General features: G+C 73.7%; 12 protein-coding genes and 2 tRNA genes. 1 reads left to right on the top strand and 13 read right to left on the bottom strand.

Going from position 1 to position 15,857, the window contains the following annotated elements:
* Positions 1 to 192 precede the first annotated feature (192 nt).
* The 6 genes from HJG43_04185 to HJG43_04160 form a co-directional block, all read right to left on the bottom strand.
* Positions 193 to 265 (bottom strand) — tRNA-Glu (locus HJG43_04185).
* A gap of 68 nt (positions 266 to 333) precedes the next feature.
* Positions 334 to 405, bottom strand: a tRNA-Gln gene (locus HJG43_04180).
* Positions 406 to 455: 50 nt separating this feature from the next.
* Entirely contained in the window at positions 456 to 1,403 is a 948-nt protein-coding gene (locus HJG43_04175; GenBank protein ID UER53884.1) for a CPBP family intramembrane metalloprotease, read from the bottom strand.
* Positions 1,400 to 2,920, bottom strand: a complete 1,521-nt coding sequence (locus HJG43_04170) for a glutamate--tRNA ligase (GenBank protein ID UER53883.1) — start codon at positions 2,918 to 2,920, stop codon at positions 1,400 to 1,402. The genes HJG43_04175 and HJG43_04170 overlap by 4 nt, the downstream gene beginning before the upstream one ends.
* Before the next feature lie 70 nt (positions 2,921 to 2,990).
* Complete coding sequence (locus tag HJG43_04165) at positions 2,991 to 3,767, bottom strand: fumarylacetoacetate hydrolase family protein (GenBank protein ID UER53882.1); 777 nt, start codon at positions 3,765 to 3,767, stop codon at positions 2,991 to 2,993.
* 45 nt (positions 3,768 to 3,812) lie between these two features.
* Entirely contained in the window at positions 3,813 to 4,751 is a 939-nt protein-coding gene (locus tag HJG43_04160; GenBank protein UER53881.1) for a hypothetical protein, read from the bottom strand.
* Positions 4,752 to 4,791: 40 nt separating this feature from the next.
* On the opposite strand from HJG43_04160, the gene HJG43_04155 reads away from it, so the two are divergent.
* On the top strand, positions 4,792 to 5,712 hold the full coding sequence (locus HJG43_04155) for a 3-methyladenine DNA glycosylase (GenBank protein UER55693.1): 921 nt from the start codon (positions 4,792 to 4,794) through the stop codon (positions 5,710 to 5,712).
* Between the two features lies 1 nt (position 5,713).
* On the opposite strand, the gene HJG43_04150 is transcribed toward HJG43_04155, so the two are convergent.
* From HJG43_04150 to HJG43_04120, 7 genes are all read right to left on the bottom strand, one after another.
* On the bottom strand, positions 5,714 to 7,459 hold the full coding sequence (locus tag HJG43_04150; protein UER53880.1) for a DEAD/DEAH box helicase: 1,746 nt from the start codon (positions 7,457 to 7,459) through the stop codon (positions 5,714 to 5,716).
* Between the two features lie 23 nt (positions 7,460 to 7,482).
* On the bottom strand, positions 7,483 to 9,099 hold the full coding sequence (locus HJG43_04145; protein ID UER55692.1) for a citramalate synthase: 1,617 nt from the start codon (positions 9,097 to 9,099) through the stop codon (positions 7,483 to 7,485).
* Positions 9,100 to 9,584: 485 nt separating this feature from the next.
* Positions 9,585 to 10,697, bottom strand: a complete 1,113-nt coding sequence (locus tag HJG43_04140; protein ID UER53879.1) for a branched-chain amino acid aminotransferase — start codon at positions 10,695 to 10,697, stop codon at positions 9,585 to 9,587.
* Between the two features lie 18 nt (positions 10,698 to 10,715).
* Entirely contained in the window at positions 10,716 to 11,750 is a 1,035-nt protein-coding gene (locus HJG43_04135) for a 3-isopropylmalate dehydrogenase (GenBank protein ID UER53878.1), read from the bottom strand.
* A gap of 396 nt (positions 11,751 to 12,146) precedes the next feature.
* Positions 12,147 to 13,175: a ketol-acid reductoisomerase gene (gene ilvC / locus HJG43_04130; GenBank protein ID UER53877.1), complete on the bottom strand. Its 1,029-nt coding sequence runs from the start codon at positions 13,173 to 13,175 to the stop codon at positions 12,147 to 12,149.
* A gap of 86 nt (positions 13,176 to 13,261) precedes the next feature.
* Complete coding sequence (ilvN, locus tag HJG43_04125; GenBank protein ID UER53876.1) at positions 13,262 to 13,774, bottom strand: acetolactate synthase small subunit; 513 nt, start codon at positions 13,772 to 13,774, stop codon at positions 13,262 to 13,264.
* 2 nt (positions 13,775 to 13,776) lie between these two features.
* Positions 13,777 to 15,642 carry an acetolactate synthase large subunit gene (locus HJG43_04120; protein UER53875.1) on the bottom strand — a complete coding sequence of 622 codons (1,866 nt, stop codon included), beginning with the start codon at positions 15,640 to 15,642 and terminating at the stop codon, positions 13,777 to 13,779.
* Positions 15,643 to 15,857 lie beyond the last annotated feature (215 nt).

Here is a 15,857-nt window from a genome sequence, read left to right as displayed (position 1 = left end):
TCGACACGGTGTGGCCGGCGTGTCGCACCTCCAAGCCAGCACTCTGCGGGCTGGACCCGTGGGCTGGGCCAGTGACTGGTGGGTGGCGGGACTGCATGATCACGAAGAGGGGGACTGTCGACTGATCGGCGACGTCTCACCCGCTCGGACGACAAAACCCGGCGCACCTGGTGGTGCACCGGGCTGTCGACGTAGCCCCGACGGGATTCGAACCCGCGCTACCGCCTTGAGAGGGCGGCGTGCTAGGCCGCTACACAACGGGGCCGTGCGCTGCTCCGAGGAGCCGGAGCGAAGGGGACTCTAGCCGGTGAGGGCGGGGAGTCCCAACTCGCGCTGGGGTACCAGGACTCGAACCTAGACTAACTGAACCAGAATCAGTCGTGCTGCCAATTACACCATACCCCAAGGGGTATTCCACCGGGTGCTGCGCGCCGGCGTCCTACCGCCGCAGGACTCTACCCGAGGGGTCGGGAGGGGGCCAAAACGCCCGCTGCAGGTGACGGCGGCACGAGCAGCCGTCGCACCCCGGCCCGCCGGGCCGCCAGCGTCAGCGCCACCCCGGTGACGGCCATCACGGCGAGGTCGAGGAGAACCGGCAGCGCGGGCGCCGACGTCACCGACAGGGCGTCCGCGAGCCCGCCGGTGAGGACCGTCGGCACCAGCACGACGACGTTGTTGAGGGCGTGCACGGCGATCGCCGCCTCGAGCCCACCGGTGCGCCACACGAGGTAGGAGCCCAGCAGGCCGAAGGCGAACCGGTCGGTGAACAGCCAGGCGTTCTGGGCGCCGTGCGCCAGGGCGAACAGCGAGGCGCTGACGAGGGCCGCGACCACCGCCGAGACGACCGGCCCGCGCAGCCACGACCCGACCGCCTGGGTGAGCCAGCCGCGGAACAGGTACTCCTCCCCCGCGGCCTGCAACGGCGTGGTGAGCAGCACGACGGCCAGCAGCAGGACGACGTCCTCGCCGCCCCGCCCCGAGGGCACGCCCCCGACACCCCACAGCACCGCCGTGCCGCCGACGAGCACGACCGCCGACACCGCGGCGCAGACGAGCAGCCACCGCCACCGCAGCCTGCCCTCGACGGAGGACAGGAAGCCGGGTCGCCAGCCGTGACCGGCCAGCACGGCGAGGGCGGAGACGGGGATGAGCGCCGCGAGCCCGACGTTGGTGACGAGCAGCACCCACCACTCGTCGAGGGCGTCCGCGGGGTCCTCGAGCCGGACGGCGCCGACGGCAGCGGCGACCACCGTCACCGCCAGCGTGCCGAGGAGGATGACGGCCAGCCCTGCCAGGACGACGCCGAGGCCGAGCAGCGGGCGCCACCAGCGGTGGGCCGGTCCCCGCAGCACCTGGTGGTACGGCCGCGGCGACCAGGCGTCCGGCGGGCCCGGTGGCGTCACAGTCGCTCGCGCAGCGCGGCGATCCGGCGCAGGCTCGGGTCGCGGCCGAGGATCTCCATGGACTCGAACAGCGGCGGCGACACCCGGCGACCGGTGACGGCCGCCCGGACCGGGGCGAAGGCGAACTTGGGCTTGACGCCGAGCCGGTCGACGAGCGCCTCCCGCAGCGCCGCCTCGATGGTGGCCGCCCGCCAGTCCGTGACCGGCTCGAGCGCCTCGATGGCCGCCGCGAGCACCTGCGCCGCCTCCGGAGGCAGCGCGGCCAGCGCGTCGTCCTCGACGACGTGCTCGGCGTCGTCCCGCAGCAGGAACCCCAGCATCCCCGGCGCCTCACCGAGCAGCGTCATCCGCTCCTGGACCAGTGGGGTGGCGGCGTCCAGGACGGCGAGCTGGTCGGCGGTGGGCTCCTCGCCGAGCAGTCCGGCCGCGCGCAGGTACGGCACGAGCCGGTCACGCAGCTCACGGGCCGTCAGCCGGCGGACGTGGGCGGCGTTGATCGCCTCGGCCTTGCGGACGTCGAACCGCGCCGGGTTGGGGTTGACCGCGGTGACGTCGAAGGCGGCCACCATCTCCTCGGCGGTGAACACGTCCCGGTCCGGGGCGATTGCCCAGCCGAGCAGGGCCAGGTAGTTGAGCATCCCCTCGGGCAGGAACCCGCGGTCGCGGTGGTGGAACAGGTTGGACTCGGGGTCGCGCTTGGACAGCTTGCGGTTGCCCTCCCCCAGGACGTACGGCAGGTGGCCGAACTGCGGTACGCGGTCGGTCAGCCCGATGTCCTGCAGCGCCTGGTACAGCGCGATCTGCCGTGGGGTCGAGGAGAGCAGGTCCTCGCCGCGGAGCACGTGGGTGATGCCCATGAGGGCGTCGTCGACGGGGTTGACCAGGGTGTACAGCGGCTGGCCGGTGGCGCGCGCGACGACGAAGTCGGGCACGCTCCCGGCGGGGAACCGGACCTCCCCGCGGACGAGGTCGTGGACCACGACGTCCTGGTCGGGCATCCGCAGCCGCAGCACCGGGGTGCGGCCCTCGGCCCGCAGCGCAGTCCGCTGCTCGACGGTGAGGTCGCGGTCGTGGTTGTCGTAGCCGAGCTTGGGGTCCCGGCCGGCCGCGAGGTGCCGACGCTCGATCTCCTCCGGGGTGGAGAAGGACTCGTAGACGTGACCGCCCTCGACGAGCCGAGCCAGGACGTCGGCGTAGATCTCCCCGCGCTGCGACTGCCGGTACGGCGCGTGCGGACCGCCGACCTCGACACCCTCGTCCCAGTCCAGGCCGAGCCAGCGCATCGCGTCGAGCAGCTGGTGGTAGCTCTCCTCGCTGTCGCGCGCGGCGTCGGTGTCCTCGATGCGGAAGACCAGCCGGCCGCCGGTGTGCCGGGCGTAGGCCCAGTTGAACAGTGCCGTGCGCAGCAGGCCGACGTGCGGCGTCCCGGTCGGGGAGGGGCAGAAGCGCACCCGGACGGCGGTCGCGCCCGCACCGGCGGCCAGGTCCGGCGACGGGGTCTGGTCTTCGGAGGTCACGGAGGACGAGCCTATCGGCGGGTCCCACGACCGTTCACCGGCCGAGTCACCGGCCGGGTCAGCGGCCGAGTCACCGGCGCACGACCGGGTTGGCGAGCACGCCGATCCCCTCGATCTCCACCTCGACGCGCTGGCCGGCGTCCATGGGTCCCACCCCGGCCGGCGTCCCGGTGAGCAGGACGTCCCCGGGCAGCAGGGTGAACGCCCGGCTGACGTACGAGACGAGCTCGGGGACGCCGAAGACCATGTCGCTCGTCCGCCCGTCCTGGACGGTGCGGCCGTCGAGCCGGGTGGTCACCCGCAGGTCGCCGGGGTCGAGGTCGGTGACGATCCACGGCCCGATCGGGCACGAGGTGTCGAACCCCTTGGCGCGGGCCCACTGCCCGTCGGTGCGCTGCACGTCCCGGGCGGTGACGTCGTTGGCGCAGGTGTAGCCGAGGACGACGTCGGGGACCCGCTCGAGCGGGACGTCCTTGCAGATCCTGCCGATGACGACGGCCAGCTCGCCCTCGTAGTGCACCTCGGCGGAGAACGGCGGGAGCACGATCGGGTCGTCCGGTCCGACGACGGCCGTGTTCGGGGCGAGGAAGACCAGCGGTTCCGCGGGCGGCTCCCCGCCCATCTCGGCGGCGTGGTCGGCGTAGTTCTTGCCGATGCCGACGACTTTGCTGCGCGGGATCGTCGGAGCCAGCAGCCGGACGTCCTCGAGCCGCACCGTCTCGCCGGTCGGCTGGAGCGGGGCGTACAGGGGATCGCCGGCGACCACGTGGAGCACCTCCTGCCCGGGGGCACCCTCGACGACGCCGAAGCGGGGATCCTCTCCGTCGGTGAACCTCGCGATGCGCACCCGGCGACCCTACCGGCGGCCACCGGGGTCCCCCCGGCGGGCAGGTCAGCGGACGGCGAGCACCTGCTCGGCCATGACCCGGTACCCGGCGTCGGTGGCGTGGATGTCGGGCGGGTCGGCGCACATCCACGTCAGTGAGCAGATCGGCCCCACCGGCGGCTCGCCGTCGTCCCCCGCGGTGAACGCGGCACCGACCGGCGCGACGACGGCTCCGACGTCCCGGGCGACGTCCGCCACGAGCTCGTTCAGCGCCGTGTGCACCTCGTCGGCGCGGGTCGCGAACTCGGCCAGCCCGGGGCCGAGCAGGGCGGCCACGGCGTAGGGGTTGTAGTAGTCCAGGACGACGACCCGGGCCTGCGGTGCGGCGTCCCGGACCCCGGCGAGCACCTCGGCCAGCCCCTGCCGGACGGCGTCCAGACCGGCCGCCGCGCAGGCCTCGTCGACCTTGGCGGACGGACCGGTGGGCCCGCCCACGTCCAACCGGGCGCAGCGCTGGACGTCGTTGGCGCCGAGCTGGACCGTGACGAGCGCCCCCGCGCCGCCGTCGGGCAGTGCCCGCAGCGCCGCGTCCGCCGCGGCGGCCTGGCTGCCGGCCGGGTAGTCGCACGTGCCGCCGGCCAGGAAGGTGCCGACGGTCTCCCCCGGGCAGGCGAGGTTGGTCAGCGCCGGCGGCTCCCCCGCGGCCTCGCCGAGCGCGTCCCGCAGGACGCCGGCGTACCCGCCGTCGCGGTCGGTACGGTCCCCCGGCGGCGTCGGCTGGTAGCCGGCGGCCAGCGAGTCGCCGAGGACGACGAGATCGGTGACCGGGGAGCCGTCCGGGGTGGTCGCCGGCGGAGCGGGCGTCGTGGCGGCCGGCGCGGGCCCGGCCGCACCGTCGTCCCCGGCGCCGTCGCGCCCGCCGAGGCCGACGACCGCGGCCACGGCGGCCAGGAGGAGGACGAGGAGCACGGCGCCGAGCACGGCGGCCACGGTGCGGCGTCGCATCCGGCCACTGTAGGCGGCGGCCTACCCTGGTCCGGTGACCGTGCTGGCGCCGGAGGTGTGGACGGCGCGGCAGGCGGCCCACGAGGACCGCGCCGACCGGCTGACCGCCGCCCACCGTGCCCGGGCCGCCGGCGGCGTCCGGCACCCGGTCGAGGACTTCCTGTTCACGTACTACTCCCTGCGGCCCGGCCGGCTACGGCGCTGGCACCCGGGCGTCGGCGTCACGCTGGCCGACGTGCCCGCCGACGACGCCCGGCGGGGCTGGCGCTGGTACGCCGCCGGGTCCGGCGGGGACCTGCACGTCGACGTGGCGGCCCTGCTCGCCGACCAGGGCCGGGTCGTGCGCGCCACCGCGGCCCTGCTGCGGGCCACCGCGTCCCGCCCGCCGCACCTGGGCTGCTTCGGCCTGCACGAGTGGGCGATGGTCTACCGGCGCCCGGCCGACGCCGTCCGGCACGCGGACTGGCCGCTGCGCCTGGGCAGCCGGGGCACCGACGAGGTCGTCGAGTCCCACCGCCTGCGGTGCAGCCATGTCGACGCGTTCCGGTTCTTCACCGACGACGCCGTGCCCCGCAACGAGCTGCGGCCCACCCGGGCCACGCAGGTGGACCTGGAGCAGCCCGGCTGCCTGCACGCCACCATGGACCTCTACAAGGCGGCGTTCCGGCTCGGGCCCGCCGTCCCCGGCGAGCTGCTGCTCGACTGCCTCGAGCTGGCCCGGGACGTCCGCACCCTCGACATGCGCGCCTCGCCCTACGACCTGTCCGCGCTGGGGTACTCCCCCGTCGCGATCGAGACCCCGGACGGCAAGGCGGAGTACGTCCGGGCCCAGCGGGCGTTCGCCGACCGGGCGGCTCCGCTGCGCGCGGCGCTGCTCGCCGTCTGCGACACCGTGCTCACCGGCGAGGGGGCACCGGGGGCGGACACCGGTGTGTCTGAGCGCCCAGTCACCCGGATGTGAGTCAGCCGTGGCGGTCGAGGCGGACGTACGGGGTCCGGCCCCGGACGGTGCTGGCGCGCAGGCCGTCGATGACCTCCTGCGCGGCGTCCTGCGGCACCTCGACGAGAGCGAACCGTTCGGTGATCTCGATGGCGCCGATCTGCTTGCCCGACAGCGACGTCTCGCCGGTGATGGCGCCGACGAGGTCCTGCGGGCGCAGACCCGCCTGCCGGCCGAGGCCGACGTAGAGCCGCGTGGTACCGGGCGTGACGGGCCGCGGGCCGCGGCGCTGCGAGCGGGTCTCCTGCCCGCCGTTGTCGCGTCGCTCCACCTCGCCGCGTCCCCGCACGTCGTGCGCCGCACGCTCGCCCCGAGCGCCTCGGCCGGTCCGGTCCTGCCGGGTGGCGACCTGGGGGATCTCGGCCTCGTCCCCGGCGCCGGTGGCCTCGTGCGCCAGCCGGACGGCCGCCAGGGCGACCTCCATGAGGTCGTGCTCGTCGGTGAGGGCCTCGACGACGACACGGAAGGCCTCCAGGTCCTCGGCGAGCAGGCTCTCCTCGAGCGCGGCCCTGGTGAGCTCCAGGCGGCGCGCCCGCAGGTCGGCGACGGTGGGCACCCGCTCCATCGTGATGCGGCGCCGGGCGACCCGCTCGATGGTCTTGAGCATCCGGTGCTCCCGCGGCTCCGCGAGCGTGATGGCCACGCCCTCACGGCCGCCGCGGCCGACTCGGCCGACCCGGTGCACGTACGCCTCCGGTGCGGACGGGACGTCGTAGTTGACGACGTGGGTGAGGTGCTCGACGTCCAGCCCGCGCGCGGCGACGTCGGTGGCGACGAGCAGGTCGGCGGTCTGCGAGCGCAGCCGGGACATCACCCGCTCCCGCTGCTCCTGGCCCATCCCGCCGTGCAGCGCCTCGGCCCGGTACCCGCGCCCGTTGAGGGTCTCGGTGAGCTGGTCGACCTCGTCGCGGGTCCGGCAGAAGACGAGAGCGGCGGTCGGCACCTCGACGTCGAGGATCCGCCCCAGGGCGGCGGGCTTGTGGGCACGGGCCACGAGGTAGGCGCTCTCCCGCAGCTGCGGCTGCTCCCCCTCGGCCGGCCGTTCCCGCTCGATCCGCAGCCGGACCGGGTCGCGCAGGTACCGACGCACCATGGCGTCGATGCGGTGCGGCATCGTCGCGGAGAACAGGACGGTCTGCCGCTCACCGGGGGTGGCGTCGAGGATGGCGCCGATGTCCTCGGCGAAACCCATGTCGAGCATCTCGTCGGCCTCGTCCAGGACGACGACGGCGAGGTCGTCCAGGCGCAGGGTGCGGCGTCCGATGTGGTCGAGGGCACGTCCGGGGGTGGCGACGACGACGTCGACGCCGGCCTTGAGGGCGGCGAGCTGGCGGCCGATCGGCTGACCGCCGTAGATCGGCAGCACCCGGACGCCGAGGCTGCGGCCGTAGCGGTGGACGGCCTCGGAGACCTGGACGGCGAGCTCACGGGTGGGCACGAGCACGAGTGCAGCCGGCCCGGCGGCGTCCGGCCGGGAGCCCGCCACGAGCCGGTGCAGGATCGGCAGGGCGAAGGCGGCGGTCTTGCCGGTCCCGGTGGCCGCCTGGCCGACGAGGTCCCGCCCCTCGAGCAGGCAGGGGATCGACTCCCGCTGGATCGGGGTCGGCTCCTCGTAGCCGAGGGTGTCAAGGGCCTCGAGCAGCTCGCTGCGCAGGCCCAGGTCGGCGAAGGTGGTGCTGTCGGTCTGGCCGTCGTCGGGCTGGGTCACGCCACCAGCATGACGGCTCGACGTCACCGACGCTGCACGCCCTGGCGCAGCAGGCCGTAGACGGCCCCGTCGACGAGCGCCTCCCAGGAGGCCTCGACGACGTTCGGACCGACGCCGACCGTCTGCCAGCTCGTCTGCCCGTCCGTGGTCTCGATCAGCACCCGGGTGACGGCGTCCGTGCCGTGCGCGGCGTCGAGGATCCGGACCTTGAAGTCGATGAGCTCCATCCGCTCCAGCTCGGGGTAGGCGGGCAGCAGCGCCTGGCGCAGGGCCTGGTCCAGGGCGTTGACCGGGCCGTTGCCCTCGCCGGTGGCGACGTGCCGGCGACCGGCCGCGTGCAGCTTGACGGTGGCCTCGGACCGGGCGTCCCGGTCGGCCTCGCGGTAGTCGGTGATGACCCGCCAGCTCTCCACGTCGAACAGGGCCGCGCGGGCCCCCTCGACCTCCTCGCGCAGCAGCAGCTCGAAGGAGGCGTCCGCGGCCTCGAACGTGTACCCGGCGGCCTCCAGGGCCTTGACCCGCGCGATGACCCGGCTGAGGACCTCTGGCTCGCCGGCGAGGTCGTAGCCGAGCTCGCGGCCCTTGAGCTCGATGCTGGCCCGGCCCGCCATGTCCGAGACCAGCATTCGCATGTCGTTGCCGACCGCCCCGGGGTCGACGTGCTGGTACAGGTCGGGGTCCACCCGGATCGCCGAGGCGTGCAGGCCCGCCTTGTGCGCGAAGGCGCTCGCTCCGACGTAGGGCTGGCGGGAGTAGGGCGGCACGTTCGTGATCTCACTGACCGCGTGCGCGACCCGGGTCGCCTCCCGAAGCCGCGTCGGGTCCAGCACCGGGCGGCCCTGCTTGAGCACGAGGTCGGCGACGACGGTGAGCAGGTCGGCGTTCCCGGTCCGCTCGCCGTACCCGTTGAGCGTGCCCTGCACCTGGGTCGCGCCGGCGTCCACCGCGGCGAGGGTGTTCGCCACGGCGCAGCCGGTGTCGTTGTGGCAGTGGATCCCGAGCCGGGCTCCGGTCGTCTCCAGCACGTCGGCGACCGCGCCGGCGACGTCGGCCGGCAGCATCCCGCCGTTCGTGTCGCACAGCGCGACGACCTCGGCCCCGGCCTCCGCGGCGGCGCGCACCACCTCGAGCGCGTAGGTGCGGTCGGCGCGGTACCCGTCGAAGAAGTGCTCGGCGTCCAGGACGACGCGTCGCCCCTCCTGCCGGAGCAGGCGCACCGTGTCGCGCACCATGGCCAGGTTCTCGGCGAGCGTCGTCCGCAGCGCGGACTCCACGTGCCGGGGGTGGCTCTTGGCGACGAGGGTGACCACAGCGGCCTGGGAGTCCAGCAGCGCCCGGACCTGCGGGTCGTCGTCCGCCCGACGGTCGGGTCGGCGGGTCGCGCCGAACGCCGTCAGGACCGCGTGCCGGAGGGTCAGCTCCTGGGCAGCACGGTGGAAGAACTCCGTGTCCTTGGGGATCGCGCCGGGCCAGCCGCCCTCGATGTAGTCGACGCCCAGGTCGTCGAGGTGCCCGGCGATGGCGAGCTTGTCACCCACCGACAGGGACAGGCCCTCCTGCTGGGCCCCGTCGCGCAGGGTGGTGTCGTAGACCTCGATGCCGGCTGCTCTCGAGGTGCTGGCGGTGCTGGCGTTCACGATGTCCCTCGGGCCTGGAGTACGAGCTGCTCAGACGTCGAGCTGCTCCGACAACGAAAAAGACCCCCCGGGTACGGGAGGTCTGCGCGCTCGGCGGGGTGGTGCCGGCGCGCCTCAGGTAATGATCACGGTGGTGGTCACGGCGACATCCTGGCACGTCGTCCCGCCGTCCGGTACCACCCATCCACCATCCGGACCACCGTCCACCCCTTCGTGATCATGCAATCCCGCCACCCGCACCACCGTCCGTCCGCTCGCAGAATGCTGGGTTGCTGGCGCAACACGCCGCAAGAAGCCTGCGGAGCACAGCATTCTGTTGCGGCGGCTGGGTGGCGGGATTGCATGATCACGGACGAGGGGGTGGAGGGATCACGCACACCGAGGGTGGCGGGATTGCATGATCACGGACGAGGGGGTGGAGGGACCACGCACACCGAGGGTGGCGGGATTGCATGATCACGGAGGGGAGGTCGGACGGGTCACGGGGGTCAGGGGGTGAGGCGGCGCATCCAGCCGTGGGTGTCCTCGGTGCGGCCGTACTGGAGGTCGAGCAGCGCGTCCCGCAACCGCATCGTCACCTCGCCGGGCCGGTCGCCGGTCGAGACCTCGGTGTCGCCGTCCAGCAGCCGGCCGACGGGGGTGATGACGGCGGCCGTCCCGCAGGCGAAGACCTCGACGATGTCCCCTGACGCGACGCCCTCGGTCCACTCCTGCACCGAGACCGGTCGCTCCTGGACGCCGAGCCCCTGCTCGCGGGCCAGGGTGAGGATGGAGTCCCGGGTCACGCCCTCGAGGATGGTCCCGGTCAGCGCGGGGGTGACCACGGTGCCGTCCCGGTGGACGAAGTACAGGTTCATCCCACCGAGCTCCTCGACCCACCGCCCCTCGACCGCGTCGAGGAAGCAGACCTGGTCGCAGCCGTGCTCGGCCGCCTCCCGCTGGGCAGCCAGGCTCGCTGCGTAGTTCCCGCCGCACTTCGCCGAGCCGGTGCCCCCGGGAGCGGCGCGGGTGTAGTCGCGGGAGAGCCAGATGCTCACCGGCTGCACTCCCCCCGGGAAGTACGCGCCGGCCGGGGAGGCGATCACCACGTAGTCCACGCGGGCAGCCGGCCGGACGCCGAGGAAGGCCTCCGAGGCGAACATGAACGGCCGCAGGTACAGCGACGCCTCACCGCCGGTCGGCACCCACGCCGCATCGGCGGCCACGAGAGCCTCGATGGAGGCCAGGAAGGCGTCCTCGGGCAGCTCGGGCAGCGCCAGGCGGCGTGCCGAGCGGGTGAACCGGGCGGCGTTCGCCTCGGGCCGGAAGGCCCAGATCGACCCGTCCTCGTGCCGGTAGGCCTTGAGCCCCTCGAAGATCTCCTGCGCGTAGTGCAGGACGGCGGCCGAGGGATCCAGCTGGAGCGGACCGTAGGCCTCCACCCGGGCCTCTCCCCAACCGCTCTCGGCGGTCCACCGGGCCCGCGCCATGTGGTCGGTGAAGTACTTGCCGAAGCCGGGGGCGGCGAGGATCGCTGCCCGCTCCGCCTCGGACCGGGGGTGCGCACTGGGCGTCAGCTCGAACTGCAGGGACGAGGTGCGGTGCGGCGCGGTCGTACTCATGGGTCCGCACCGTACTCGTCAGCCGAGGCGACCGGCCACGGCGTCACCGATCTCCTGGGTGCTGCGCGGGGCCGTCCCCCGGACGGCGAGGTCGGCGGCGACCGCCTCCACCACCCGGGCCGCGGCGTCCGTGCGTCCCAGGTGCTCCAGCAGCATCGCCGCGGAGAGGATGGCGGCCGTCGGGTCCGCTCTGCCGGTGCCGGCGATGTCCGGAGCCGACCCGTGCACCGGCTCGAACATGCTCGGCGTGGTCCGGTCCGGGTTGATGTTGCCGGACGCCGCCAGCCCGATGCCGCCCGTCACCGCGGCGGCCAGGTCCGTGACGATGTCGCCGAAGAGGTTGTCGGTGACGACGACGTCGAAGCGCGCCGGGTCCGTGACGAGGAAGATGGTGGCCGCGTCGACGTGCAGGTAGTCGACCGTGACGTCGGGGAACTGCGCCCCGACAGCGTCGACCGTGCGGCGCCACAGGTGCCCCGCGTAGGACAGCACGTTGTGCTTGTGGACGAGGGTCAGCCGCCGCCGGGGACGGCGCTGCGCCCGGGCGAAGGCGTCGCGGACGACGCGCTCGACGCCGAAAGCGGTGTTGACGCTGACCTCGGTGGCGACCTCCTGCGGCGTCCCGACCCGCAGCGCGCCGCCGTTACCGGTGTACGGGCCCTCGGTCCCCTCCCGGACGACGACGAAGTCGACATCACCGGGCTCGGCCAGCGGGGAGACCACCCCGGGGAACAGCCGGGCGGGGCGCAGGTTGACGTAGTGGTCGAGCTCGAACCGCAGCCGCAGCAGCAGCCCGCGCTCGAGGACGCCGCTCGGCACGCCAGGGTCCCCGACGGCCCCCAGCAGGATCGCGTCGTGCCCGCGGATCTCCTCGAGCACCGAGTCGGGCAGGGTCTCGCCGGTGGCGTGCCAGCGGCGGGCGCCGAGGTCGAACTCGGTGGTCTCCACGGTCGCGCCCGGGTCGGCCGCGCGCAGCACCTTGAGGGCCTCCGCCGTGACCTCCGGACCGATACCGTCCCCGCCCACCACGGCCACCCGGATCGCGTCGCTCATCCTCCGACCCTACGGCGCGACGTCCACGAGTCGGACGGTGCGTCCAGCAGCTGAACAGTCCGGCACGTGCGCGGACCCCGGGCGCCTCATGCGCCCGGGGTCCGTCCGGTGGTGGTGCCGCGGGTCAACGACCCTGGTCGCGGCGGTCCATCGACTCCTGCAGTGCCTGGCGAGCTGCGTCGTCCACGGGAGTGCCCCTCTCGGTGTGCCGGCTCGCTGCCGGCGTCGGTTTCGCTGTGGTCGGACCTGCGGTCGGTGCGCGGGGTCTCCGCGGCGGGGCGACCGACCGGCTCAGGCCCCGCCGCGGCAGCGAAGGATGAGGGCGTGCCGCATAGCAGGACCCAGGCTACGCCTGTCGTCCACGTGCCGGTCCATCCCGTCTCACCCTCCGGACTGTCAGCGGGCCGCGGTGCCCTCGGTGTAGTCGGAGTCGTCGCTGCGCACCCAGCTCATGAGCTTGCGCAGCTCACGTCCGGTGGCCTCGATCGGGTGCTGCTCCTCCTGCGCGCGCAGTCGGCGGAACTCCGGCGCGCCGGCGTCCTGGTCCTCGATGAACCGCCGGGCGAACGAGCCGTTGCGGATGTCCTCGAGCACCGCCTGCATGTTCTCCTTGACGTGGGGGTCGATGACGCGCGGGCCGGAGACGTAGTCGCCGTACTCGGCCGTGTCCGAGACGCTCCAGCGCTGCTTGGCGATGCCGCCCTCGTACATGAGGTCGACGATGAGCTTGAGCTCGTGCAGGCACTCGAAGTAGGCGACCTCGGGCTGGTAGCCGGCCTCGGTGAGCGTCTCGAAGCCGTACTGGACGAGCTTGGACACCCCGCCGCACAGGACGGCCTGCTCACCGAACAGGTCGGTCTCGGTCTCCTCGGTGAACGTCGTCCGGATGCCGCCGGCGCGCAGTCCGCCGATGGCCTTGGCGTAGGCCAGGGCGAGCGGCCAGGCGCCGCCGCTCGGGTCCTGCTCCACCGCGACGAGCACCGGCACGCCCCGGCCGTCGACGTACTCCCGGCGGACGAGGTGGCCGGGGCCCTTCGGGGCGACCATCGCGACGTCCACGCCCGCCGGCGGCTCGATGTAGCCGAACCGGATGTTGAAGCCGTGACCGAAGAACAGGGCGTCGCCGTCGACGAGGTTGGGGGCGACCGCCTCGGCGTAGAGGTGCCGCTGCACGTGGTCGGGAACGAGAACCATGATCAGGTCCGCCTCCTCGCACGCCTCGTACGGGGTGACGACGCGTAGCCCCTCGGCCTCGGCCTTGGCCCGGCTGCGGCTGCCCTCCGGCAGCCCGACCCGGACGTCGACGCCGGAGTCGCGCAGGGACAGGGCGTGGGCGTGCCCCTGGCTGCCGTAGCCGAGGACGGCCACGTTGCGCTGCTGGATGACGCTGAGGTCGGCGTCGTCGTCGTAGAACATCTCGGCCACGGTAGGGGTTCTCCTGTGTCTGGGGGTGTCTGGCGGTGTGTCTGGGGATCGGTCGGGGTCAGGTCCGGTCTCGTGAGGTCCTGGAGTCAGGCCGTGCGCAGCGCCCGGTCGGTGATCGAGCGCCCGCCCCGTCCGATGGCGACCATCCCGGACTGGACGAGCTCGCGGATGCCGAACGGCTCGAGCACCCGCAGCAGCGCCTCGATCTTCTCGCTGTCGCCGGTCGCCTCGACGGTGAGGGAGTCGGCAGCGACGTCGACGACCTTGGCGCGGAACAGGGTGACGACGTCGAGGACCTGGGAGCGGGTCGCCGCCTCGGCGCGGACCTTCACCAGCACCTGCTCGCGCTGCACCGAGGCCTCCGGCGCCAGCTCGACGATCTTCAGCACGTTGACGAGCTTGTTGAGCTGCTTGGTGACCTGCTCCAGCGGCAGCTCGTCGACGTCGACGACCACGGTCATCCGGGAGACGTCGTCGTGCTCGGTGGGGCCGACGGCCAGGGAGTGGATGTTGAACCCGCGGCGGGCGAACAGGCCGGCGACCCGGGTCAGCACGCCGGGCTTGTTCTCCACCAGCACCGACAGGGTGTGACGGCTCATCGCTACCCCTCCTCCCGGTCCCAGACGGGCGCGGTGCCCCGGGCGACCTGGATGTCGTCGTTACTGACCCCGGCGGGCACCATCGGCCAGACCATCGCGTCCCGGTGGACGACGAAGTCGATGACCACCGGCCGGTCGGTGACCTCCATCGCGCGGCGCAGCACGTCGTCGACGTCCTGGGGCCGCTCGCAGCGCAGGCCCACGCAGCCGTAGGCGTCGGCGAGCTTGACGAAGTCGGGCACCCGCTGGCCGGCCTCGACCGCCGACCCGGTGTGCAGGTCGGTGTGGGAGTACCGGCCGTCGTAGAAGAGGGTCTGCCACTGGCGCACCATGCCGAGGCTGGAGTTGTTGATGATCGCCACCTTGATCGGGATGCCGTTGATGGCGCAGGTGGCGAGCTCGTGGTTCGTCATCTGGAAGCAGCCGTCGCCGTCGACCGCCCAGACGGTGGCGTCCGGGCGCCCGACCTGGGCCCCCATGGCGGCCGGGACGGCGAAGCCCATCGTCCCCAGGCCGCCGGAGTTGATCCAGCTGCGAGGCTTCTCGTACCGGATGAACTGGGCCGCCCACATCTGGTGCTGGCCGACCCCGGCCACGTAGACGGCGTCCGGGCCGGCGAGCGCACCCAACCGCTCGATCACGTACTGGGGCGACAGCGTGCCGTCGTCCGGCTCGGTGTACCCGAGCGGGTAGGTCTCCCGCCAGGAGTCCACCTGCCGCCACCAGGGCGCCAGGTCGGGCCGCCCGCAGCCGGCGTGCTCCTCGGCCAGCGCGGCGACGAGCTCGGCGATGACCTCCTTGGCGTCCCCGACGATGGGCACGTCCGCGACCCGGTTCTTCGAGATCTCGGCCGGGTCGATGTCGGCGTGCACGACGGTGGCGTGCGGGGCGAACGTCGACAGCTGGCCGGTGACCCGGTCGTCGAACCGGGCACCGAGGGACACGATGAGGTCGGCCTTCTGCAGCGCGGTGACGGCCGCGACGGTGCCGTGCATCCCGGGCATGCCGAGGTTCTGCGGGTGGGAGTCCGGCAGGGCGCCGCGGGCCATCAGCGTCGTGACCGCGGGTGCACCGGACAGGTCGACGAGCCGCCGCAGCTCCTCGGTCGCGTCAGCCTTGATCACCCCGCCCCCGACGTACAGCACCGGACGACGGGAGGTGGCGAGCAGCCGGGCGGCCTCGCGCACCTGCTTGCCGTGCGGGCGGGTCACCGGGCGGTAGCCCGGCAGGTCGATCCGGGTGGGCCAGCGGAACGTCGTCGCCGCCTGCAGGGCGTCCTTGGAGATGTCGACGAGCACGGGACCGGGCCGCCCGGTGCCGGCGATGTGGAAGGCCTCGGCGATCGTGCGCGGGATGTCGTCGGCGTCGGTGACGAGGTAGTTGTGCTTGGTGATGGGCATCGTGATGCCGGCGATGTCCGCCTCCTGAAAGGCGTCGGTGCCGATCGCTGCGCTGGACACCTGACCGGTGATCGCGACCACCGGCACGGAGTCCATGTGGGCGTCGGCGATGGCGGTGACGAGGTTCGTCGCCCCAGGTCCGGACGTCGCCATGCAGACCCCGACCCGGCCGGTCGCCTGGGCGTAGCCGGCCGCGGCGTGCCCGGCGCCCTGCTCGTGGCGGACGAGGATGTGGCGGACCTTCTCGCTGTCCAGCAGCGGGTCGTAGGCCGGCAGGATCGCCCCGCCCGGGATGCCGAAGACCACGTCCACCCCGGCGGCCTCGAGGGCCAGGACGAGGCTGCCGGCCCCGGTGGTGCGTACCGGCTCCGGGTGTGCCGGGGCCGGTCGGTCGGCCGGGGCCTCGTCGACGCGCCGGCCGCTGGGCCGGGGTGCGGGGCGGGGCACCGCACGTGGTCCGCTGGACATCTGGCTTCCCTTCGGTGGTGACGCGGGCCGGGGGTGGTCCGCTCGGTGCTGCGGCACGAAAAAACCCCTCGGCCCGGAGGCTCAGCGAGGGGTCGCGCGCGGTCAGGTCGGCTCTCGGGTCGGCTTACGCGCGCCGTCCGAGTACGAGGAGCCGGGAGTTGGTCCGCACGCCGCCAGGTTGCTGCGGTTCACCCCGGGTGTCAACGCAGTGGGAC

It is taken from the genome of Kineosporiaceae bacterium SCSIO 59966, assembly GCA_020881835.1.
Classification (GTDB): Bacteria; Actinomycetota; Actinomycetes; order Actinomycetales; family SCSIO-59966; genus SCSIO-59966.
Note: the sequence above shows the minus strand (reverse complement) of the source record. Positions and strands in the feature narration are given on the sequence as shown.